We start from the raw sequence: 21,057 nt of genomic DNA on the forward strand, positions 1-21,057 counted from the left end.
ACGTTCGCTGCCCCCCAAGGGGGCGGTTGCCGTCCACGGCCGGCTTTGCAAAGCCGGCCGGCTGCGCGGGCGCGGAGCGACGCTCCGCGAATTCCCCGCTACGCCCCTTGGGGCGGCCCGGCAGGAGGCGGAATGAACTACCCCCACGCTCACTTGCTTTGCATGGGGCCGGAGTACGCGCTGAAGCGCTACTCCGGGCCGACACGTTCGCTGCCCCCCAAGGGGGCGGTTGCCTCATTTGGGGCGGCCCGGCAGGAGGCAACATGAGATTCGCCAAAGTCCTCGTCGCGAACCGCGGCGAAATTGCGTGCCGCGTGATCCGCACGCTGAAGCGCCTCGGCATCACATCGGTCGCGATCTATTCGGACGCCGATCGCGACGCGCGCCACGTGGCGCTCGCCGACGAAGCCGTGCGTGTCGGGCCTGCACCGGCGGCCGACAGCTATCTGAATGTCGCGGCGATCCTCGACGCCGCACGCGAGACCGGCGCGCAGGCCGTGCACCCCGGCTACGGCTTCCTGTCCGAGCACGCGGGCTTCGCCGATGCCTGCGAAGCGGCGGGCCTGCGCTTCATCGGGCCGCGCGGCGATCACATGCGCGCGTTCGGCCTCAAGCACACCGCGCGCGAACTCGCGGCGGCGCACGGCGTCGCGCTGCTGCCCGGCACCGGATTGCTTGACGATGTAACGACGGCGCTCGCCGAAGCCGACGCGATCGGCTATCCGGTGATGCTGAAAAGCACCGCGGGCGGCGGAGGCATCGGCATGTCGCTGTGCCGCGATGCCGGGCAGCTCGGCGCGGCGTTCGAATCGGTCGTGCGGCTCGGCGCCGCGAACTTCGCGCATGCGGGCGTCTATCTCGAGAAGTTCGTCGAACAGGCGCGGCACATCGAAGTGCAGATCTTCGGCGACGGCTGCGGCGGTGCAATCGCGCTCGGCGAACGCGATTGCTCGGTGCAGCGCCGCAACCAGAAGGTGATCGAGGAAACGCCCGCGCCCGACCTGACCGACGCCGAGCGCGACGCGCTGCACGCGAGCGCGGTGCGGCTCGCGCGCGCGGTGGGCTACGCATCGGCCGGCACGGTCGAATTCGTGTTCGACGCGAGCACGCGGCAGTTCTATTTCCTCGAGGTGAACACGCGGCTGCAGGTCGAGCATTGCGTGACCGAGGCCGTGACGGGCGTCGATCTCGTCGAATGGATGATCCTGCAGGCCGAAGGCGGCCTGCCGCCGCTCGACACGCTCGCCGTCGCGCCGCGCGGCGCGAGCATCCAGGTGCGGCTCTATGCGGAGGATCCGAACAAGCAGTTTCAGCCGAGCGCCGGGTTGCTCACGCACGTCGCGTTTCCCGACGACGTGCGGGTCGACGGCTGGATCGACGCAGGCACGGAGATCAGCGCGCATTACGATCCGCTGCTCGCGAAGCTGATCGTGCACGGCGACACGCGGCGCGACGCGCTGGCCGCGCTGCGCGCCGCGCTCGGCCGGACCGAGCTGTACGGGATCGAGACCAACCTCGACTACCTGCGCGCCGTCGTCGGCTCCGACACGTTCGCGCGCGGCGCGCCGACGACCGCGTTCCTGTCGCGCTTCGCGTTCGCGCCGCACACGATCGACGTGCTGGACGGCGGCGTGCAGACCACCGTGCAGCAGGCGCCCGGGCGGGTCGGCTACTGGAGCGTCGGCGTGCCGCCGTCGGGGCCGATGGACGATCGCGCGTTCGACCTCGCGAACGCGCTGCTCGGCAACGCGCGCGACGCGGCCGGGCTGGAATTCACGATGGTCGGCGCGACGCTGCGCTTCAATACCGCGACGCTGTTCGTGCTCGGCGGCGCGCCGCTCGCGGCCACGCTCGACGGCGATGCGGTGCCGTTCTGGCAGGTCGTGCGCGCACGACCGGGTGCGGTGCTCAAGCTTGGCGGTGTGACCGGCGCGGGCGTGCGCGCGTGTCTCGCCGTCAAGGGCGGGCTGCAGGTGCCCGACTATCTCGGCAGCAAGGCGACCTTCACGCTCGGCCAGTTCGGCGGCCATGCGGGCCGAGCGCTGCGCAAGGGCGACGTGCTGCATCTGCACGCGGACGCCGGGCGCGGTGACGCCGGTGCGACGCTGGCCGCGGCCGATATTCCCGCGCTGACGCATGCGTGGACGCTCGGCGTGCTCGACGGTCCGCATGGCGCGCCGGATTTCTTTACGCCGGACGACATCGCGATGCTCTACGGCACGCAGTGGACCGTCCATTACAACTCCAGCCGCACCGGCGTGCGGCTGATCGGCCCGAAGCCGCAATGGGCGCGCGCGGACGGTGGCGAGGCGGGGCTGCATCCGTCGAATATTCACGACAACGCGTATGCGATCGGCGCCGTCGATTTCACCGGCGACATGCCGGTGATTCTCGGCCCGGACGGGCCGAGCCTCGGCGGCTTCGTGTGTCCGGTGACGGTCGTGCGCGACGAGCTGTGGAAGCTTGGGCAGTTGCGGCCGGGCGATACCGTGCAGTTCGTGCGGGCGAACGTGTCGGTCGGGATATCGGCTGCGGCGATCGTGAATGCGACGGATGACGTTGCTGCTGTTGCTGCTGCATCCGCCTCATCCGACGATTGCGTGCTGCACCGCGACCCGTCGGCCGGCGGCGGTATCGGCGTCGTCTACCGGCGCTCGGGCGACCGCAACGTGCTGGTTGAATACGGGCCGCCCGTGCTCGACCTGAACCTGCGCTTTCGCGTGCACGCGCTGATGGGCTGGCTCGACGCGCACCGGCTGCCCGGCATGCTCGACCTGACGCCGGGTATCCGCTCGCTCCAGGTGCAGTTCGATTCACGGACGCTGCCGCTGGACGCGCTGCTCGCGCATCTGCAGGCCGCCGAGCGCGAACTGGCCGACGTGGCGGACCTGCGCGTGCCGAACCGCATCGTGCATCTGCCGCTGTCGTGGGACGACCCGTCGACGCGCGTCGCGATCGAGCGCTACATGCAGTCGGTGCGGCCCGATGCGCCGTGGTGCCCGAGCAATATCGAGTTCATTCGGCGCATCAACGGGCTGGCGAGCATCGACGACGTGAAGCGGATCGTGTTCGACGCGCGCTATTTGGTGATGGGCCTCGGCGACGTCTACCTCGGTGCGCCCGTCGCGACGCCACTCGATCCGCGGCACCGGCTCGTGACGACGAAGTACAACCCCGCGCGCACCTGGACGCCGGAGAACGCGGTCGGCATCGGCGGCGCGTATCTGTGCGTGTACGGAATGGAAGGGCCGGGCGGCTATCAGTTCGTCGGCCGTACCGTGCAGATGTGGAATCGCCACCGCACCACGCGTGAATTCGAGGCCGGCAAGCCGTGGCTGCTGCGCTTCTTCGACGAGATCCGCTTCTACGAAGTCAGCGAGGCCGAACTGGCTGCGCTGCGCGCGGATTTCATCGCGGGCCGCGCGACGCTGAAGATCGAGGAATCCGTGTTCGATCTGCGCGCCTACAACCGTTTCCTGCACGACGAGGCGGAGTCGATCGCCGCGTTCAAGGCGACGCAGCAGGCCGCGTTCGACGCGGAGCGCGAGCGGTGGCGCGCGGCGGGCCACGCGGAATACGTCGGCGACGGGGAACTGGGCGATGCGCAAGCGGACCGCGTAGCGGGCGCGCTCGACGACACGCAGCGCGCGATCGCCGCGGACGTGTCGGGCAGCGTGTGGAAAGTGCTGGTGGAAGCCGGCGAGCGCGTGACCGAAGGGCAGGTCGTCGCGATCGTCGAGTCGATGAAGATGGAGGTGGCGGTGACGGCAACGGAAGACGGCACGATCGAGACGATCGATTGCGCGCCTGGCGCGGCAGTGGTGGCCGGCCAGCGGCTGATGGTGATGAAGACGGGCGCCGCCGAGGAGGTCGCATGAGCACGACGGAACGCTCGATCCTGCCCGGGCTGCACTCGATTGCCGCGCTGCGCGCGCGCTACGCGGCGGGCGGCCTGACGCCGCATGCGCTCGTCGACGCGATCGCCGCGCACTTCGACGCGGGCGACCCGCACCATGCGTGGATCCGGCCGCTGACGCGCGACGAGATGATGCCGTATGCCGACGCGCTGGCCGGGCGCGACATCGCGTCGTTGCCGTTGTACGGCGTGCCGTTCGCGATCAAGGACAACATCGACCTCGCCGGCATACCGACGACAGCCGGTTGCCCGGCCTATGCGTACACGCCGGCACGCAGCGCACCGGTGGTCGAGCGATTGATCGCGGCCGGCGCGATTCCCGTCGGCAAGACCAATCTCGACCAGTTCGCGACCGGGCTCTCCGGGCAGCGCTCGCCTTACGGCGCGTGCCGCAATGCGCTCGATCCGCGCTATGCGTCGGGCGGCTCGAGTTCCGGGTCGGCGGTGGCGGTCGCGCTCGGCGTCGCGACGTTCTCGCTCGGCACCGACACGGCCGGCTCCGGGCGCGTGCCGGCCGCCTTCCACGGGCTCGTCGGGCTCAAGCCGACACGGGGCGTGCTGAGCACGCTCGGCGTGGTGCCGGCCTGCCGGTCGCTCGATTGCGTGTCGGTGTTCGCGCGTTCGGCGGACGACGCGCGCACCGTGTTCGCCGCCGCGCACGGCGTGACGGAAGGCGACCCGTACGGGCGCGCATGGCAGCCGCTGTTGGGCGGGGACGGATTGCGCGCGGACCCGGCGCGGCCGCTCGCACAATTGCGGTTCGGCACGCCGCGCGCCGATCAGCTCGAATTCTTCGGCGACGCATCGTATCGCGCGGCGTGGGGCGCGGCGCTCGACCGGCTGCGCGCGAGCGGCGCGTGGATCGTCGAGATCGACTTCGCACCGTTTCTGGCCGCCGCGCGGCTGCTGTACGACGGCCCGTGGGTCGCCGAGCGGCTCGCCGCGATCGGCGCGTTCGCCGCGCGCGAGCCCGACGCGCTGCATCCGGTGATCCGCGAAATCGTTGGCGGCGCGGCGCGCTTCAGCGCCGCCGATGCGTTCGCCGCATTCGACCGGCTCGCGGCGCTGCGCGTCGATGCGGCCCGCGCGTGGGACGGCCTCGACGCGATCGTGATGCCGACCTCGGCGACGACCGCGACCGTCGACGCGCTCGAAGCCGATCCGATCTCGATCAATTCGCGCTTCGGCTACTACACGAACTTCGTGAACCTGCTCGACCTGTCGGCGATCGCGGTGCCGGCGGGCACGTGCGCGACCGGGCCGCATGCGGGCTTGCCGTTCGGGATCACGTTCGTCGGGCGTGCGCACGACGATGCGCGGCTGCTCGATCTCGCGCACGCGTGGGGCGATGGCGCTGCCGCCGTCGACGACGTTCGGCCGCCTGCGGCCGCGATGTCGGCGCGTGCCGCAGCCGCGGGTGTCGTGCGGGTGGCCGTCGTCGGCGCGCATCTTCGCGGCGAACCGTTGAACGGGCAGCTCACGCAGCGTGGCGCGCGCTTCGTCGCCGCGACCACGACCGCGCCGGCCTATCGCCTCTATGCGCTGTCCGCCGATGCAAGCGGCGGTGTCGCCAAACCGGGCCTCGTGCGCGTGCCGGACGGCGGCGCGCCGATCGCGGTCGAGGTCTGGGAGATGCCGGTCGACGCGTACGGCAGTTTCGTCGCCGGCATCGCGGCGCCGCTCGGCATCGGCACGCTGACACTCGCCGACGGTGCGCGCGTGCAGGGCTTCCTGTGCGAAAGCGCGGCGCTCGACGATGCGCAGGACATCACGCGCTTCGGCGGCTGGCGCGCTTACCGCGCACAGGCGGCGCGCGGCGCACCGCAATGAACGCACGGTCGCGCGATGCCGCGGCATCCGCGCGACCGGCACCCGAAACGAGATGGAGATTCCGATGACAACGACCCGCAACACGACCGGCTGGCTCGCGGTGCGCCGCGAGCTCACCACGCGCGGCAAATGGACGCTCGGGCTGGCGTCCTTCCTGCTGCCGTTCGCCGTCTGGTGCCTGATCAGCTATGTCCCGTTCGTCTGGCATCCGCAGATGCGCATCACGAACCCGGGCAGCGTCGATTATTTCCAGACCGGCATGCAGATCGACCGCGACGTGTTCGACGACGAGCTCGCGCATGCACGCGCGACGCACGCGGCGGTGCCCGAAGGCGTGCGCGCGAATCCGGTCTACCTGCCGGCGCCGCACCAGGTCTTGCGCGCGTTCTATACGGCGTTCACGACGCCGCCCGCGTCGCGCGACGGCGTGTGGCTGCACGAAAGCCTGTGGCACAGCATCCGCATCATCTTCTGGGGCTTCGTGATTTCGTCCGCGATCGGCGTGCCGCTCGGCATCGTCTGCGGCACCTTCAGCGCGCTCGCGCGGCTGCAGGAGCCGTTCCTGGAGTTCTTCCGCTATCTGCCGGCGCCCGCGTTCGGCGCGCTGATGGTCGCGATTCTCGGCATCTACGACGCACCGAAGATCGCGATCATCGTGATCGGCACGCTATTCCAGCAGGTGCTGATCGTCGCGAACACCACGCGCAAGCTCGAATACGGGCTGTTCGAGGCCGCGATGACGCTCGGCACGAAGAAGCTGAAGCTGCTCACGCACGTCGTGATTCCGGGCGTGCTGCCGGACCTGTATCGCGATCAGCGGATCCTGCTCGGCTGGGCATGGACTTACCTGATCGTCGCCGAGCTGGTCGGCACGAGTTCGGGCATCACGTGGTACATCAGCCAGCAGGCGCGCTACCAGCATTTCGACAACGTGTATGCGGCGATCCTGATGATCGGGATCATCGGCCTCGGCACCGACATCGTGCTCGGGTTGCTCGGCCGCCGGCTCTTTCCGTGGGACCGCACGCTGAAAGCGTGAGCGCTGCCCGCCCGTACCCATCGACCGATTTCCGCAGAGGGCATCATGCAGAATCCGCAAGCCGTTCCCGATTACCTGGTCCAATCCGACGCGGTGCGCGAGCGCTTCGCGCGGCTGAAGGCCCGCGACGTGATACTCGACGTACGACACGTCGGCAAGCGTTTCGCGACGCCGCAGGGCGACTGCGTCGCGCTCGACGACATCAGTTTCCGTACGCACCGGCGCGAGTTCGTGTGCGTGATTGGTCCGTCCGGCTGCGGCAAGTCGACGTTGATCCGTATCCTCGCCGGGCTCGACGCGCAGACGAGCGGCGAGGTGCTGCTGGACGGCAAACCGGTCGACGGGCCGGGCGCCGATCGCGGGATGGTGTTCCAGGGATACACGCTGTTTCCGTGGCTCACGGTGAAGAAGAACGTGATGTTCGGTCTGCGAATGAACGGCAGCAGCAGCGGCGTGGCCGAGCGCGAGGCGTTGCAGTGGCTCGATCTCGTCGGGCTGACGCGTTTCGCCGACGTGTATCCGCACCAGCTGTCGGGCGGCATGAAGCAGCGCGTGGCGATTGCGCGCGCGCTCGCGAACCGTCCGCGCATCCTGCTGATGGACGAACCGTTCGGCGCGCTGGACGCACAGACGCGTGCGAGGATGCAGACGCACCTGCTCGACATCTGGCGCAACATCGACGTGACGATCCTGTTCATCACGCACGACCTCGACGAGGCGATTTTTCTGGCTGACCGGATCCTGGTGCTGAAGGCGAATCCGGGCGGGGTGCAGGAGCTGATCGAGGTGCCGGTGCCGCGGCCGCGCGATTATTCGCAGGTCAATACGCCCGCGTTCATCGCGACGAAGGCGCGGCTCGAAGCGCTGATTCATCCGAAGGAAGCCCCGACGGCGGAAGACGACGGCATCAAGCCGCACATGATCCGGATGACGGATGTTGCGGATAACGTCGAATAGCGCGGAGCCAATTCATGCCGTCACGCGTCGATCCATGTCTCGTGCCGGATATCGGGGCTCAAATTGACGACTTCACTGACGCTTGCACCCAAATGATGACGTCGACTGGCTTACACCCGGATTAATTTTGTCCACGCTTAGTGAACGTCGACTTCCCACGGTAAGCTGATGAATTCCTGATCGATTCTTCGGCTTGCGAGAGAAAGCGATGAAGGTGAGCATTGCGTACATCGAAGAACCGCCATTCGGCTGGACCGAAGCGGAGGGCACCGCTACCGGCGCCGATCTCGAACTCGCGGCGATGATCCTCCGGCAGATTGGCGTCACCCGGATCGAGTATTGCGCGACGACGTTCAGCGAATTGCTGCCCGGCGTCGCATCAGGTCACTGGGACATGAACGTGCCGCTCTTCGTGACGCCGCAGCGGGCCGATACCGTTGCGTTCAGCGCACCGGTGTGGGGCATCGAAGACGGTTTTCTGGTTCGGCCCGGCAACCCGAAGGCGCTCACGAGTTATGCGTCGATCGCCCAACGTCCCGATGCGCGCCTCGGCATCATTGCCGGGCAGGTCCAGCACGATTCCGCGATGGCGTCGGGCGTGAGCCGGCGGCAAATCGTCGTCTTCGAGCAGCAGGCCGACGCGATCGCGGCCGTGCTCTCCGGCGTGATCGACGCCTATGCGAGCACCGCGTTGGGGAATCGAATCGTGGCGGGCCGGATAGGCAGCGCGCTGATCGAGGCCGTCGCGCACGAGCCGGATGTCGACGGCAGACAGCGGACGCCGCCGCTCGGCGCGTTTTCGTTCAGCCGGGAAAACCGCGGTCTTCTCGACGCGTTTGATCGGCAACTTCGTCGCTATCTCGGCTCGCCCGACCATCGCGCTCGCATGGCGAGGTTCGGGCTGACGGCGCGCGAGATCGATCCGGCCGTCTCGCAGGCAGGATAGGTCGGCGCCCGGCCGCGAGAGGGCATGCCCGCGCGTTGCCGTTCGGGCGTCGGACGTGCCCGGCATCAGGTGACAGGGTAGTGATGGGGCAGCGGTGCTCGACTCGACCACCCACCAGCACGTCACTTTGGCCATCGCCACACGGGATTGCCCAGATGTTCGGCGAAGTAGTCGGACAACGCCGTCACCTTCGCGGGTCGCGCTCGCGCCGACGGCGTAACGAAATAAAGACCGCCCTTCGTCAGCGACCAGTCGGTGAGGATCGCTTCGAGACGGCCATCGGCCAGATATTCGTACGCAATGAACTCCGGCAACTCGGCGATAGCAAGACCATCGAGCAGCGTCGGCAACAGCGCATCGGCGTTGGTCACGCGTAGCGGGCCCGTCGGCATCACCGATTCCTCGTCGCCCGCGTCGTTCGTGAAGCGCCATACGGCACTGCGCGCGCGATACGCGTACGACAGGCACGGGCGATCCGCCAGCTCGCTCGGATGCGTGGGGCGCCCTTCGCGCCGCAAATATTCCGGCGACGCCACCACGAATTGCGTGACCGCGCACAGCCGACGCGCGACCAGCGACGAATCCGGCAGCGCGGCGATGCGCAACGCGGCGTCGAATCCATCGGCAATCAGATCGACCGACGCATCCGATAAATGCAGGTCGATCGATACCGCCGGATACGCGCGAAAGAAGCCCGGCAGCAGCGGCGCGACCCAGCGCAGCCCGAACGACATCGGCACGGCCAGACGCACCAGTCCGCGCGGCTGCACCGACATTTCGCGCGCCGAGCTTTCCGCCTCCTCCGCCTGGCGGTAGATCTCGCCGGCTTGCTCGCTGATCGTCCGGCCGAACTCGGTCAGCGACAGCTGGCGCGACGTGCGGTTGAACAGCCGCGCACCGAGCCGGTCCTCCAGACGCGCCACACCGCGCGAGACAGTGGCGACCGACACGCCGGTCGCGCGCGCCGCGGCGGCGAACGATCCGTGCTCCGCCACCTTCGCGAACATCGCGAGCCCTTCGAAATCAGGTAGCTGCGCCATTTCTCCTCATCTTTGCATTTATGCAACGTTTGTTTGCGATTGATTCTATTTCGAAAAGATTGGGCCGTCGATATTCTCTTCACATCGCAGCACGTCACACCCAACCGAAACACATTGATCGAACGAAAGGAGCAATACCATGGCACGCAAACTCGACAACAAGATCGCACTCGTCACCGGCGCAACCAGCGGCATCGGCCTGGCCACCGCCCAACGCTTCGCGGCTGACGGTGCGCACGTCTATCTCACGGGCCGCCGGCAGGCCGAGCTCGATGCCGCCGTGGAAGGGATTCGCGCAGCCGGCGGCAACGCGACCGGCGTGCGTTCGGATTCCACGAAGCTCGATGAACTCGACGCGCTGTATGCGCAAATCAAGGAAGAACAGGCGCGCCTGGACGTGCTGTTCGTGAACGCCGGCGGCGGTTCGATGCTGCCGCTGGGCAGCATCACCGAAGCGCACTACGACGAAACCTTCGATCGCAACGTGAAGGCCGTGCTGTTCACCGTGCAGAAGGCGCTGCCGCTGCTCGCCGATGGCGCATCGGTGATTCTGACCGGCTCGACGGCGGGTAGCGCGGGCACCGCTGCGTTCAGCGTGTACTCGGCGTCGAAGGCGGCCGTGCGTGCGTTCGCGCGCAGCTGGATTCTCGACCTCAAGGACCGCCGCATCCGCGTGAACACGATCAGCCCGGGCGCGACCCGCACGCCCGGCCTGCTGGATCTCGCCGGTGACGATGCGGCTCAGCGGCAGGGGCTTGCCGATTATCTGGCGGCCCAGATCCCGATGGGGCGCCTCGGTGAGCCTGGCGAGATCGCCAGCGCCGCGCTGTTCCTGGCGTCGGACGACGCGAGCTTCGTGAACGGCATCGAATTGTTCGTCGATGGCGGTCAGCAGCAGATTTGAGCGGGACTGATCGACGCGACCGGGTGCAGGCGGTCGCGTCGATCGTCTTTATCGAGGTAAGCAATCACGATATCGACGCCCCCGGCGCATTCAATTGCCGGATACCTGCCGGCACCCTGTCGAAGCTCGCTAACGGGTTTCGCCGGAACAGCACTAACGGGCGCCGACGCCGCCGTGCACGCCCGTCAGTTCGACCATGAAATCCAGGAACGCGCGAGTCTTCGCCGGCACGTGATGCCGGGATGGGTAGTACGCGTATAACGGGTACCGCTCGTCGGCCCATTCGGGAAAAAGATTGATCAACCGGCCGTCGGCGATCAGCGGCTCGGCGCCGAGCAGCAACATCTGCGCAATGCCGGAACCGGCGAGGCATGCGTTGAGCAGCGCGCCGGGATCGTTGACCGTCAGGCGTCCGCGGGTGTCGACCACGATGCGTTTGCGCCGGCGATGGAATTCCCACGCGAACGGCCTGCCTGTCTCCGGATTGCGGAATTCCAGGCAGCGGTGGCTGCGGTTTTCGAGGTCCTGGGGTTTGGCCGGTCGTCCCCGGCGTGCGATGTACGAGGGCGCCGCGACCGTCACGACGCCGGTATCGAGCAGCTTTCTCGCGATCAGGCTGGATGGCCGCGGTTCGCCGAATCGCACGGCGAGGTCGAAGCCGTCCATGACGAGGTCGCCCAGGCTGTCTCGCGCGATGAGCTCGATTTCGAGCTCGGGATGCGCGTCCATGAACGCATCGAGCCGTGGCCCGAGAATGGCCCGGTAGACGACCGGATCCAGATTGATTCGCAGCCTTCCGCGCACCGCGGAGACGCTGCCCGCCGCCGCTGCCGCGGCTTCCTCCAGCCCGGCGAGATGGGGCATGACCTGCTCGTAAAAGCGGCGGCCCTCTTCGGTCAGCGACACCGACCGCGTCGTTCGGTTGAAAAGCCGGATGTTCAGCCTTCTCTCCAGCCGCGCAATCGCTCGACTGACGCCCGGCGGCGTCATGCCGATGACGTCGGCGGCGGCCGAAAACGTCCCCGCATCGACCACGGCGGCGAACACGCTGATGCTGCCGGACAGTTTCTCGCTACTGGATCTCATGATTGTTCGACTGAGTACGGTTGGCCGATCGCGCGCGACCCACTGAAGGCCGACACGCCAACGCCGCACAGCGTAGCCATGCCGGGCGTCGGTGTCGATCATGCCGAATTGATGACATGTTGTCACTTATCTGATGCCATCCATGTCATTTTGTTTTGGTCGGCGTTTGTCCAGAATGCGACCCACGTATTCGCACATGGAGAACGAGCAATGTATGCAATCACTGGAATCACCGGTCAGGTCGGTGGCGCACTGGCGCGCGAACTGCTGGCCTGGGGCGACGCGGTGCGCGCGGTCGTACGCGACACGACGCGGGCAGCGGCATGGGCGGCGCGCGGGTGCGAGGTCGCGACCGCGTTCATGGAAGATCCTTCGTCGCTCGCCGCCGCATTCACCGGCGCGACGGGCGTGTTCATCCTGCTGCCGCCGGTGTTCGATCCGGCGCCCGGGTTTCCCGAAGCGCGGAAGGTGATCGAAGCCGTATCCGCCGCGCTGCTGAAGGCGCGCCCCGAAAAGGTCGTTTGCCTGTCGACGATCGGCGCGCAGGCCGACGAGACCAATCTGCTCACGCAACTCACGCTGATGGAGCAGGCGCTGCGCGAGATGCCGATGCCGGTGACGTTCCTGCGGCCCGGCTGGTTCATCGAGAACGCCGCGTGGGACGTTGCCTCCGCGCGCGACGGGGGCGTCGTCGCCAGTTATCTGCAGCCGCTCGACAAGCCCGTGCCGATGGTCGCCACCGCGGACGTGGGCCGCGTCGCGGCGGAACTGCTTCGGCAGACGTGGAGCGGGGTGCGTGTCGTCGAGCTCGAGGGGCCGCGCCGGGTGAGCCCCAACGATCTCGCGCTGGCCTTCGCTCGCGTTCTGGGCCGGGACGTGCGAGCGGAAGCCGTCGACAGGCGAACGTGGGAAGCGTTGTTTCGCGCGCAGGGCATGAAGCATCCGCGCCCGCGCACGCGCATGCTGGACGGCTTCAACGAAGGCTGGATCGATTTCGAAAGCGGTCCTGACGAAATCTTGCGAGGCCATGTCGCGCTGGACACGGTGCTGGGCGAGTTGGTGTCGCGTGCGGTCTGATTGAGTGCGGTGGCGTGGCGTGCTTGCGCTACGCCCGCCCATGCATCGGATTTCCGGTCAGGCAGATAGTGGCTTCCATGCCGAAGGGGGGTGTAAATGTCGCTATTGACGTCATTGATGACTATGGCGAACGGCCTCGTCCGGAGTCTGGACTGCGCAGCATTTCGGGCATCCGCCGGTGTCTCCTGCGGCTCAGCCCGATGGAGGCCAATCGGATGACATTTTCGCCGGAACTTCACCTGCTGGGTAGATCGGAAAATGCAGCGCTTTCGCACCCCAAGAAAGATCCGCGTCGGGACAGGTCCCGACGCGAGCCGGCACTTGGATTGCGCCGCTGTGTTTGCACAAGCCACGGCCTCGACCCGTTTATCGACGCTGGTAGACAACGCCCTGAATCAAGACCTGATCCGGCTCCGGCTCCTCGTCAAAACGTTTATGCGCTTCGGCAATGGCGACTTGATTCTCGTTCGCCCAGTTGACCAACGCCATGACAGGCTTCAACAGCGTTCTTCCCATGTCAGTGAGTTGGTAATCGACGCGAGGAGGAATCGTTGGATACATCGTTCGCGTTACCAGTCCGTCGCGTTCCAGTCCGCGCAAGGTCAGTGTCAGCATCCGCTGCGAAATGCCGTCGATGCCGCGCTTCAATTCGTTGAAGCGCCGCGAGCCATTGGCCAGCATGGCGACAATGTAGAGGCTCCACTTGTCGCCGATGCGATCCAGGATTTCACGAGTTGCCAGGCAGCCCCCAGCGTCAGGTGCAGGCATATCGGCAGGTAGTTCGGAGTGACTAAGTGACATGCGTGTGCCTTCTTGTGGGAAAACGGCAGGAACCATACCATCCTTTGTATGAATTGGTAAGTAAGGATCGACATCTTACTTAGTTCTCTTTTTATACCTTGGAGCCGCCGTGAGCCACACCCTACTTGTCACGTCCAGCCCGCGCGGGGCTGACAGCCTTTCCACCCGATTTGCCACCGAAATCGCAGAGGGCATCCAGGCGCACGCGGGCGGCCCGCTGACCGTGCGTGACCTTGCCGCGAATCCTCCGCCCCATATCGCACCGGCCTACATCCAGGGCCGGATCACGTCGCCCGGAGATCGCACGCCGGAACAGGTCGAGGCGGTGAAGGTCGCGCAAGAGTTGGTCGATGAGTTGAAGGTCGCCGATGTGATCGTGCTCGGTTCGGGCATGATCAACTTCAGTCTGTCCTCGCAGCTAAAGGCGTGGTTCGATCACGTCACCTGGCCGGGCGTCACCTTCAGTTACGGCGATACTGGGCCGAAGGGACTGCTGACTGGCAAGAAAGTCTATCTCCTTGCCGCTGCCGGTGGCGTGTTCTCGGAAGGTGCCTGGGCGCCGTTCGACTTCCAGACCAGCTATTTGCTGCATCTGCTCGGTTTCATCGGCCTGACCGACGTTGAAGTGGTGCGTGTCGAAGGCACGGTTTTCGGCCCCGATGCGGCGAAGGCCGCAATCGCCCACACCGAAACGGCTATCAAAGCCTTGTTGGCGAAGGCTGCGTGACGCTGGCTGACATTGCCGCCGACTACGGTTTTAACCGCGATCAGGCGCGTGCCATCGCTCTTGATCCTGAACGGCACCATCGCGTCGAAGCGGAAGCGTTCAAGTCGGCCAATGCCGGTGTTCGTTCGGTTCCTCATTTTGTCTTTGGGGAAAGCATTGCCATCAATGGGGGGCGCAGCGAAGACGAGATTGCTGGCAATACAAGCAGCTTCCGGCGCGATCGCTCTCTGACGCGGCTTCCTCAAATCCAATGACTCGGAAGTCGGCGTACGCCCGATAAGGTTCTGCGGAGGTGTCGACCGTGTTGGCCGATGCCCGACCAAAAGACCGGCCGTCGGATGACCGAAGTACTTCAAGAAGCGACGAAGGGACCGTGATCTTACGACCGATCGCAATGGGTCGACAGCTGACGACGCGCTGAAAACCCATACCGCCTTCTCCCACCGATTTCCCGCCGCAACTCACCGACCATTCCCCGCCCGCGCGGGAACGACTGCCACCCCCAAATTCGCGCCACCCATTCTCGGCAACCACGCAAACGCAATCGTAACCAGCGTGACGCCCACGCCAAGCATCGGCACCACCATCGGCCACGCGCCGGACGGATAGCGCGGATCGGTGAAAGCCGCCGCCGTCTGCCCCACGCTGAAAGCGAAGAACATCATGATGAAGCCGGACCACGAGACCGCGCGGCCGGCAAGATGAGGCAGGCCGCTGACCGCGCCTGCCTGCCCGCACGGCTGATGGATTCCGTGGCCGAGGCAATTCACGCCATGCCCGACGAGCAGCGGCCAGATGCTGCCGGGAAGCAGCGCGCACCCCAATGCCTGGATCACCGCACCGGAGAGGCTCAACGCCGCCCCTTGGCGTACCGTTCGCAGCATGCTTTGACGTCGCAGCAACTGCCGGCAGCCAAAGGTACTCAGCACATAGACGAGCGTCCCGCTCGCGGGGATCCAGCCGTATCGCTGCGGCGAGATGCCGAACTGCCGGATGTAGATCGTCGGAGAAAGCAGCAGAAAACAGAACATGCCGGTGTACGTCGACGCGGCCAGCAGCGTCCATACCCTGAACGGGGCATTGCCGAATATCTCGCGCACGTCCCCGGTCGAGTTCCTACGCGGCGCGATTCTGGCGGCGCTTTCCTCGAAGCCGTACCAGCACATGACGAGCAAGCCGAACGCATACAGGCTCATCCCCGCGAGTACCCATCGCCAGCCGGCGTGCTGCGTGACATACGCACCGACAAGCGGGGCGAGGAACGCCATCATTCCCATTCCCATGAAACCGCGCGCCATCACGTACGGGCCGTCGCCCGCCGAATACCGGTCGCGCACCGTCGCACGGGCGCATACCAGGATCGCGGCCATGGCAAAGCCCTGCATCGCACGCGCGGCCACCAGCATCGCGGCGGTCGACGCGATCGCCGCCGCCAATGCACTCAGCGCATAGAGCGCAAGGCCGGTCAGCAAGACGGGACGACGGCCGAATCGGTCGGAAAGACTGCCCATCGGCAACTGTCCGATACCGAATATCAGTGCGAAAACCGTGAGGCTGACGCTGGCGGAGCCCAGCGTCGCGGCGATTTCGGGCAGTGCCGGCAGGTAACTGTCGGTCGCCACCGGCTGGGCCGCCAGCAGCAGCGGCAACATGAGCGCGAAGTTCAGGCGAGCGGGGCGCGTGGTGTCCGGCATGACGGTGTTCGGCACGGTCTCGGGCGTGGGAGGAGGGCCGCGGCAAGGCAGCGTTGCTCGGCGCAGCGCGTTCGTATGGACGCGCCGAGTCTACCCGATCGCGCCTGCCGCCTCTGTCGCGATCGATGGCATCGCGCATCGGGATCGCCTGCATGCCGATCCCCATCGCGTGTTCAGTCGAACGGCACGGCCAGCCGATCGATCACCGAACTGGTCGCGGGGCGCACACCGCGCCACCATGCGAACGCCTCGGCCGCCTGCTCGACCAGCATGCCGACGCCATCCGCGATCCCGTGCACGCCGGCATTTTTCGCGAGCCGGAGAAACGGCGTGAGTCGCTTGCCATAGGCGAGCTCGTAAGCAGTTCCCTTCGGACTGAACACGCTCGGCGGGACAGGCGGCAGGTCGCCGGTCAAACTGGCCGACGTCGCGTTGACGACCAGGTCGAAACGTCCCATCCGCGCGAGGTCCGCGTAGCTGCCGGCCACGAGCGGGCCGCGCCCGGCGACCTGCGCGGCCAGTGCGCGCGCCTTGTCGACGTCGCGATTCGCGATCACGAGTTCCGCCGGGCCGGCTTCGAGGAACGGCAACAGCGCGCCGCGTGCCGCGCCGCCCGCACCGAGCACCAGCACACGCTTGCCGGCCATCGGCAGATGGAGGTTCGCCTCGATATCGCGAACCAGCCCGATGCCGTCGAAGTTGTCCGCCAGGATGCGGCCGCCGTCGAACTTGAGTGCGTTGGCCGCGCCCGCGAGTTGCGCACGCTCGCTGCGTTCGTCCGACATCGCGAACGCGTCGAGCTTGAACGGCGCGGTGACGTTGATGCCCTTGCCGCCGCCATCGAAAAACGCGCGCACCGCGGCAGCGAAAGCGCCTGCCGGCTCGAGCGGGCCCTCGATCGCCGTATAGCGGAGGTCCTGCTTCGTCTCTTGCGCGAAGAGGCCGTGAATCAGCGGGGATTTCGTATGTCCGATCGGATTGCCGATCACCGCGTATTGATCAGTCATCGTTGGCTCGCTTTCGAGTAGAGGACACCGTCGGCCTGCATCGCATCGATTTCGGCCGAATCGAACCCGAGAGAACGGGCGACTTCCGCGTTGTGCTGCCCGAGATCGGGCGCGACGTCGCGAATCGTCGTATCGCAATCGGAGAACCGGAACGGCAGGTTGGGCAGGCGCAGCGTGCCGTAGCGCGGATGCTGCTGCTCGACGACCATGCCTCTGGCCTGGATCTGCGGATCGTTCAACACTTCGTCGATGCGCTGCACCTTCGCGCACGGAACGTCGATGCCGTCCAGCAGGTCCAGTACCGACGCGACGGAACGCGCGGCCACCCACGGCTCGACCACCGACAGAATCTCCGTACGGTGCGCGTTGCGTCCGGTGCTGTCGTGAAACCGCGTGTCGGCGCCGAAACCCGCCGGGCCACCGTGTGCCGCGATCAGCGCGGCGAAGCGCTTCCACGCGTCGTCCACCTGCGCGGCGATCACGAGATCGCCGTCCGCGGCGCGGAACACGCCATAGAGCGTCGACGTCGGCATGTCGTGCCCGGTCTGCTCGGGCAGCACGCCCTTCAGCGTGTAGCACTGCACCGCGTATTCGTGCATCGATACCAGCGTGTCGTACAGCGCCATGTCGACGTGCTGCCCGCGACCGCTCTTTACGCGCCCCAGCAGCGCGGCGTTGATCGCCGCGACCGCATGGATGCCCGTGTACATGTCGCCGAGCGAAATGCGCAGCAGCGGCGGGCGCTCGCCCGGCGTGCCGACCATCTGCATGATCCCGCTCTTCGCTTCGGCGATCAGCCCGAAACCTGCGCGATGCGCATCGGGGCCGGTGTGACCGTACGCCGAAATCGAGCAGTAGACGAGGCCCGGATTGCGCGCCGACAGTTCGTCATAGCCGAGCCCGAGCTTGTCCAGCGCGCCCGGCCGATAGTTCTCGATGAAGACGTCGGCGGAGTCGCACAGCCGCTGCATGAACGCCTTGCCGCGCGGGTCCTTCATGTTGACGCTCACGCCGCGCTTGCCCATGTTGAGCTGCAGGAAATAGCCGCTTTGCTGGTCGTCGAGCACGGTCGCGTGCTGGCGTCCGGCGTCGCCGGCGCCGGGACGCTCGACCTTGATGACTTCGGCGCCGAGCGCCGCGAGACAGCGCCCGACATACGGGCCGGCGAGGAAATGGCTGTAGTCGACGACGCGAATGCCTTCGAGGGGACGAGCCTGCATCACGGTGCCTCCGGACGGCGCGGCACCATCAGTCGATGTTCGCCGCGTTGAACGACCTGCCCGTCCTGATTGATCAGTTCCGACGGCAGCACGACGATGCCCCAGTCCGGACGGCTCTTGCTGGCCCGCATCGACCCGACGCGGAACGTCACGTGCAGCACGTCGCCGACCTTGATCGGCAGCAGGAAATCCCAGGTCCAGCCGAGCGACATGCCCGGCAGGAAGCGATAGTCGCTCTGCGTCTTCAGGCCGTCGGCCACGGACAGGCCGAACAGCCCGTGCGCGACGAGGCAGCCGAAATGGCTGGCGTTCGCGTATGCCTCGTCCACGTGAACGGGCGTGTGGTCGCCGGTGAGGTCGGCATACGCGAGAATGCGCTCCTTGGTCACGACGTAGGTCGGGCTCATGCAGGTGTCGCCTTCGCGGGCGTCGTCCCAGTATTTCTCGACGATGGTCATGGTCATGCCTCCGCGCGCGGGTTGATCGCCAGCGCCTGCGCAACGCAGGAAGCCGGCCGCGCCTGAATCAGTTCGACGGCGAGCCCGTCGGGCAGGCGAATCCAGTTGCGCCCCTGCGGCATCTCGGTCACGTCGAATCGCTGCGCCGCGGCCAGCGCGGCCTCCAGGTCCTCGCACATCACGCCGAGATGGGCGAGCCGGCCTTCCGGGCCGTCATGTTCCGGCGCGTGGATGAACTGCAGGCCGCCGAGCGTCCAGTACTGCCGCGGTGCGTCGAGCGTGCCGTCCACTTCGCGCAGCGTCATGCCGAGCACGTCCTCGAAGAAACGGATGTGCCAGTGGATGTCCTTCACCCAGATCGCAACGTGTTCGAGATAGGCTTTCGTGGCGCTCATGCGGCTGCCTCCTCGCGTTGGCGATCGGCCATCGCGCGCTCCAATCCCTTGATGCAGGCGACGAGCGTGGCATTGACCGGCGTCGGCACGCCGTGGCGCTGCCCGGCACGCACGACCGAACCGTTGATGAAGTCGATCTCGGTGATCGAGCCTTTCTCCAGGCTTTGCAGCATCGACGTCTTGAAAGCGGCCGGCAGGCCCTCGGCGGCGAGCGTCCATGCCTGTTCGGGATCGGTCATCGACAGTTTCACGCCGGCCGCCTGCGCCGCCGCGATTGCCTCGGCGACCGCCGCGAGCGACGTCGCCTTCAGCAGCGGCTCGTCGTAGAGCTGCCCGTAGGTGAGGCCGGTCAGGCCCGTCAGCGCGCCCGTCGCGACATTCACCAGCAGCTTGTCCCACATCGTGCCGACGATGTTGTCGCTGATCGTCGTCGCGAGGCCGGCGGCATCGAACGCGGCGGCGATCGCCTGCACGCGCGGCGTGATGCGTCCGTCGAGTTCGCCGATGTACGTGTATTTGCCGATCACGCCGGATTCGATATGACCGGGCCCGCGCAGCACGCCGCCGACGTAGGTCTTGCCCGCGAGCACGCGCTCGCGGCCGACGGCGTCGCTCAGAATGTCCTCGTGGCCGAGGCCGTTCTGCAGTGACAGCACGACGCTATCGGGCCCGACCAGCGACAGGGCGCCGCGGATCGCCGCGTCGGTGTGGAACGACTTGACCAGCACCACGACCATGTCGGCCGTGCCGACTTCGGCAGCCTGTGTCGTCGCGTGCACGCGTACCTGCCGGGTGCCGCGCGCGTCGTCGACCCGCAGGCCGTCACGGCGCATCGCATCGACGTGCGCGGGCGAGCGGTCGATCAACCAGGTCTCGTGACCGCCTTCGGTGAGGGTGGCGCCGATCGCACAGCCCAGTGCGCCGGCTCCCAGAATCGCAATTTTCAATGCTGTCTCCTTGACGTATGGCCTCACGATAGGAGCCGTCGCTCATGTCGACAATGCAATGGATACAATGGCGTCATTGCCCTGGACAATAATGAAACGATGCCCGCCGATCTGCCGGACCTGAAGCTGCTTCAGCTATTCGATCTCCTGTACGACGTGCGCAGCGTCACGCGCGTCGCCGAGCAACTTGGCCAGAGCCAGCCGACGGTCAGCATCTGGCTCGGGCACTTGCGGGAACATTTGCACGATCCACTCTTCATCCGCACGCCCGGCGGCATGGCGCCGACTCCTCAGGCCGACGCACTGATCGGGCCATGCCGGGAAATCCTCGAATCGCTGCGGCGCTTCACGGCGTGGGAGATCGCGTTCGACCCGGCGACCGCCCAGCGACGCTTTCGCATCTGCATGACCGACGCGAGCCACGTCACGCTGTTGCCGCGGCTGCTGGCCCATGTCCGCGCGCAGGCGCCGGGCGTCCGGCTCGAAGCCGCGCGGATCGACGGCAATACGGAGCGGGCGCTCGAATCCGGCGAAGCCGATCTCGCGATCGGCTACGTGCCGTGGCTGGGCGGTGGCATTTACCAGCAGAAGCTGTATGACCAGGACTGGATTTGTCTGGTGAATCGGCATCACCCGCGGATTCGCGGCCGGCTCGGGGTCAAGCAGTATCGGGCGGAAGGACATGTCGCCATCACGGCGGGAACCGGGGCGCAACTGCTCGAACAGGCGCTGCGGCAGGCGCGCATCGAGCGGGACGTGGTGCTGGAATTGCCGGGGTTTCTCGGGTTGGGGGCGATCGTCCAGACGACCGACCTGATCACGACGCTACCTCGTCATATCGGCGAGACGCTGGCGCAGGCCAACGATCTCGCGGTTCATGCCTGCCCGATTCCGGTCGACGGCTTCGCGGTGCGGCAGCATTGGCACGCGCGCTATCACCACGAGGCCGGCAACCGGTGGCTGCGCGGCGTCGTGATTCGATTATTCGGTCATTCGCATTGATCTGCGGTTTC

The 21,057-nt window shown here is 66.8% G+C and carries 19 protein-coding genes; 10 read left to right on the forward strand and 9 right to left on the reverse strand.

All coding sequences use genetic code 11. The features are described from left to right. Positions 1–263 precede the first annotated feature (263 nt). From uca to J8I33_RS11670, 5 genes are all read left to right on the forward strand, one after another. Positions 264–3,878, forward strand: a complete 3,615-nt coding sequence (gene uca, locus J8I33_RS11650) for an urea carboxylase (RefSeq protein ID WP_209935701.1) — start codon at positions 264–266, stop codon at positions 3,876–3,878. Then, positions 3,875–5,746 carry an allophanate hydrolase gene (gene atzF / locus J8I33_RS11655; protein WP_209924259.1) on the forward strand — a complete coding sequence of 624 codons (1,872 nt, stop codon included), beginning with the start codon at positions 3,875–3,877 and terminating at the stop codon, positions 5,744–5,746. Before uca ends, atzF begins: the two co-directional genes overlap by 4 nt. A gap of 64 nt (positions 5,747–5,810) precedes the next feature. Then, the gene (locus J8I33_RS11660) at positions 5,811–6,785 is read left to right on the forward strand and encodes an ABC transporter permease (protein ID WP_050015417.1); all 975 of its coding nucleotides are present in this window, start codon (positions 5,811–5,813) and stop codon (positions 6,783–6,785) included. Between the two features lie 45 nt (positions 6,786–6,830). Beyond that, positions 6,831–7,742 (forward strand): ABC transporter ATP-binding protein, encoded by a 912-nt coding sequence (locus J8I33_RS11665; protein ID WP_209924260.1) that lies wholly within the window; start codon positions 6,831–6,833, stop codon positions 7,740–7,742. A 208-nt stretch (positions 7,743–7,950) separates the two neighbouring features. Next, on the forward strand, positions 7,951–8,688 hold the full coding sequence (locus tag J8I33_RS11670) for a transporter substrate-binding domain-containing protein (protein ID WP_089490059.1): 738 nt from the start codon (positions 7,951–7,953) through the stop codon (positions 8,686–8,688). A gap of 122 nt (positions 8,689–8,810) precedes the next feature. On the opposite strand, the gene J8I33_RS11675 is transcribed toward J8I33_RS11670, so the two are convergent. After that, positions 8,811–9,728 carry a LysR family transcriptional regulator gene (locus J8I33_RS11675; RefSeq protein ID WP_089490058.1) on the reverse strand — a complete coding sequence of 306 codons (918 nt, stop codon included), beginning with the start codon at positions 9,726–9,728 and terminating at the stop codon, positions 8,811–8,813. A 139-nt stretch (positions 9,729–9,867) separates the two neighbouring features. On the opposite strand from J8I33_RS11675, the gene J8I33_RS11680 reads away from it, so the two are divergent. After that, positions 9,868–10,632, forward strand: coding sequence for an SDR family oxidoreductase (locus tag J8I33_RS11680; protein WP_209935707.1), 765 nt, complete (start codon positions 9,868–9,870; stop codon positions 10,630–10,632). A 153-nt stretch (positions 10,633–10,785) separates the two neighbouring features. Here J8I33_RS11680 and J8I33_RS11685 read toward each other — a convergent pair whose 3' ends face one another. Further along, positions 10,786–11,718: a LysR family transcriptional regulator gene (locus tag J8I33_RS11685; protein ID WP_089490056.1), complete on the reverse strand. Its 933-nt coding sequence runs from the start codon at positions 11,716–11,718 to the stop codon at positions 10,786–10,788. A 210-nt stretch (positions 11,719–11,928) separates the two neighbouring features. On the opposite strand from J8I33_RS11685, the gene J8I33_RS11690 reads away from it, so the two are divergent. Further along, complete coding sequence (locus J8I33_RS11690; RefSeq protein WP_209936182.1) at positions 11,929–12,795, forward strand: NmrA family NAD(P)-binding protein; 867 nt, start codon at positions 11,929–11,931, stop codon at positions 12,793–12,795. Positions 12,796–13,161: 366 nt separating this feature from the next. On the opposite strand, the gene J8I33_RS11695 is transcribed toward J8I33_RS11690, so the two are convergent. Further along, entirely contained in the window at positions 13,162–13,596 is a 435-nt protein-coding gene (locus J8I33_RS11695; RefSeq protein ID WP_050015389.1) for a helix-turn-helix domain-containing protein, read from the reverse strand. Positions 13,597–13,705: 109 nt separating this feature from the next. On the opposite strand from J8I33_RS11695, the gene J8I33_RS11700 reads away from it, so the two are divergent. Beyond that, positions 13,706–14,323 carry an NAD(P)H-dependent oxidoreductase gene (locus J8I33_RS11700; RefSeq protein WP_209935713.1) on the forward strand — a complete coding sequence of 206 codons (618 nt, stop codon included), beginning with the start codon at positions 13,706–13,708 and terminating at the stop codon, positions 14,321–14,323. Continuing rightward, positions 14,320–14,577 carry a hypothetical protein gene (locus J8I33_RS11705; RefSeq protein ID WP_200891628.1) on the forward strand — a complete coding sequence of 86 codons (258 nt, stop codon included), beginning with the start codon at positions 14,320–14,322 and terminating at the stop codon, positions 14,575–14,577. The genes J8I33_RS11700 and J8I33_RS11705 overlap by 4 nt, the downstream gene beginning before the upstream one ends. A gap of 207 nt (positions 14,578–14,784) precedes the next feature. Here J8I33_RS11705 and J8I33_RS11710 read toward each other — a convergent pair whose 3' ends face one another. The 6 genes from J8I33_RS11710 to J8I33_RS11735 form a co-directional block, all read right to left on the reverse strand. Next, a complete protein-coding gene (locus tag J8I33_RS11710) occupies positions 14,785–16,017 on the reverse strand; it encodes an MFS transporter (protein WP_209935717.1) in 1,233 nt (410 codons plus the stop codon). A 173-nt stretch (positions 16,018–16,190) separates the two neighbouring features. Then, complete coding sequence (aroE, locus tag J8I33_RS11715; protein ID WP_050015384.1) at positions 16,191–17,024, reverse strand: shikimate dehydrogenase; 834 nt, start codon at positions 17,022–17,024, stop codon at positions 16,191–16,193. Continuing rightward, a complete protein-coding gene (locus J8I33_RS11720; RefSeq protein ID WP_209935719.1) occupies positions 17,021–18,244 on the reverse strand; it encodes a CoA transferase in 1,224 nt (407 codons plus the stop codon). Before J8I33_RS11720 ends, aroE begins: the two co-directional genes overlap by 4 nt. Beyond that, positions 18,244–18,702, reverse strand: coding sequence for a MaoC family dehydratase (locus J8I33_RS11725; protein ID WP_209924488.1), 459 nt, complete (start codon positions 18,700–18,702; stop codon positions 18,244–18,246). The genes J8I33_RS11720 and J8I33_RS11725 overlap by 1 nt, the downstream gene beginning before the upstream one ends. Positions 18,703–18,704: 2 nt before the next feature. Continuing rightward, entirely contained in the window at positions 18,705–19,097 is a 393-nt protein-coding gene (locus tag J8I33_RS11730; RefSeq protein WP_050015379.1) for a VOC family protein, read from the reverse strand. Then, positions 19,094–20,044 (reverse strand): 2-dehydropantoate 2-reductase, encoded by a 951-nt coding sequence (locus J8I33_RS11735; protein ID WP_050015377.1) that lies wholly within the window; start codon positions 20,042–20,044, stop codon positions 19,094–19,096. The genes J8I33_RS11730 and J8I33_RS11735 overlap by 4 nt, the downstream gene beginning before the upstream one ends. 81 nt (positions 20,045–20,125) lie before the next feature. Between J8I33_RS11735 and J8I33_RS11740 the strand changes: the two genes are divergently transcribed. Continuing rightward, positions 20,126–21,046, forward strand: a complete 921-nt coding sequence (locus J8I33_RS11740) for a LysR family transcriptional regulator (protein ID WP_124592796.1) — start codon at positions 20,126–20,128, stop codon at positions 21,044–21,046. Positions 21,047–21,057: the final 11 nt, after the last annotated feature.

The sequence above is a fragment of the Burkholderia sp. AcTa6-5 genome (genome assembly GCF_017815075.1).
In the GTDB taxonomy this organism is placed as follows: Bacteria; Pseudomonadota; Gammaproteobacteria; order Burkholderiales; family Burkholderiaceae; genus Burkholderia; species Burkholderia sola.

What these genes read in the sequence shown, in the direction of transcription:
- uca (WP_209935701.1), top strand. Translation starts at nt 264, where the DNA reads ATGAGATTCGCCAAAGTCCTCGTCGCGAACCGCGGCGAAATTGCGTGC.
- atzF (WP_209924259.1), top strand. Translation starts at nt 3,875, where the DNA reads ATGAGCACGACGGAACGCTCGATCCTGCCCGGGCTGCACTCGATTGCC.
- J8I33_RS11660 (WP_050015417.1), top strand. Translation starts at nt 5,811, where the DNA reads ATGACAACGACCCGCAACACGACCGGCTGGCTCGCGGTGCGCCGCGAG.
- J8I33_RS11665 (WP_209924260.1), top strand. Translation starts at nt 6,831, where the DNA reads ATGCAGAATCCGCAAGCCGTTCCCGATTACCTGGTCCAATCCGACGCG.
- J8I33_RS11670 (WP_089490059.1), top strand. Translation starts at nt 7,951, where the DNA reads ATGAAGGTGAGCATTGCGTACATCGAAGAACCGCCATTCGGCTGGACC.
- J8I33_RS11675 (WP_089490058.1), bottom strand. Translation starts at nt 9,728, where the DNA reads ATGGCGCAGCTACCTGATTTCGAAGGGCTCGCGATGTTCGCGAAGGTG.
- J8I33_RS11680 (WP_209935707.1), top strand. Translation starts at nt 9,868, where the DNA reads ATGGCACGCAAACTCGACAACAAGATCGCACTCGTCACCGGCGCAACC.
- J8I33_RS11685 (WP_089490056.1), bottom strand. Translation starts at nt 11,718, where the DNA reads ATGAGATCCAGTAGCGAGAAACTGTCCGGCAGCATCAGCGTGTTCGCC.
- J8I33_RS11690 (WP_209936182.1), top strand. Translation starts at nt 11,929, where the DNA reads ATGTATGCAATCACTGGAATCACCGGTCAGGTCGGTGGCGCACTGGCG.
- J8I33_RS11695 (WP_050015389.1), bottom strand. Translation starts at nt 13,596, where the DNA reads ATGTCACTTAGTCACTCCGAACTACCTGCCGATATGCCTGCACCTGAC.
- J8I33_RS11710 (WP_209935717.1), bottom strand. Translation starts at nt 16,017, where the DNA reads ATGCCGGACACCACGCGCCCCGCTCGCCTGAACTTCGCGCTCATGTTG.
- aroE (WP_050015384.1), bottom strand. Translation starts at nt 17,024, where the DNA reads ATGACTGATCAATACGCGGTGATCGGCAATCCGATCGGACATACGAAA.
- J8I33_RS11720 (WP_209935719.1), bottom strand. Translation starts at nt 18,244, where the DNA reads ATGCAGGCTCGTCCCCTCGAAGGCATTCGCGTCGTCGACTACAGCCAT.
- J8I33_RS11725 (WP_209924488.1), bottom strand. Translation starts at nt 18,702, where the DNA reads ATGACCATCGTCGAGAAATACTGGGACGACGCCCGCGAAGGCGACACC.
- J8I33_RS11730 (WP_050015379.1), bottom strand. Translation starts at nt 19,097, where the DNA reads ATGAGCGCCACGAAAGCCTATCTCGAACACGTTGCGATCTGGGTGAAG.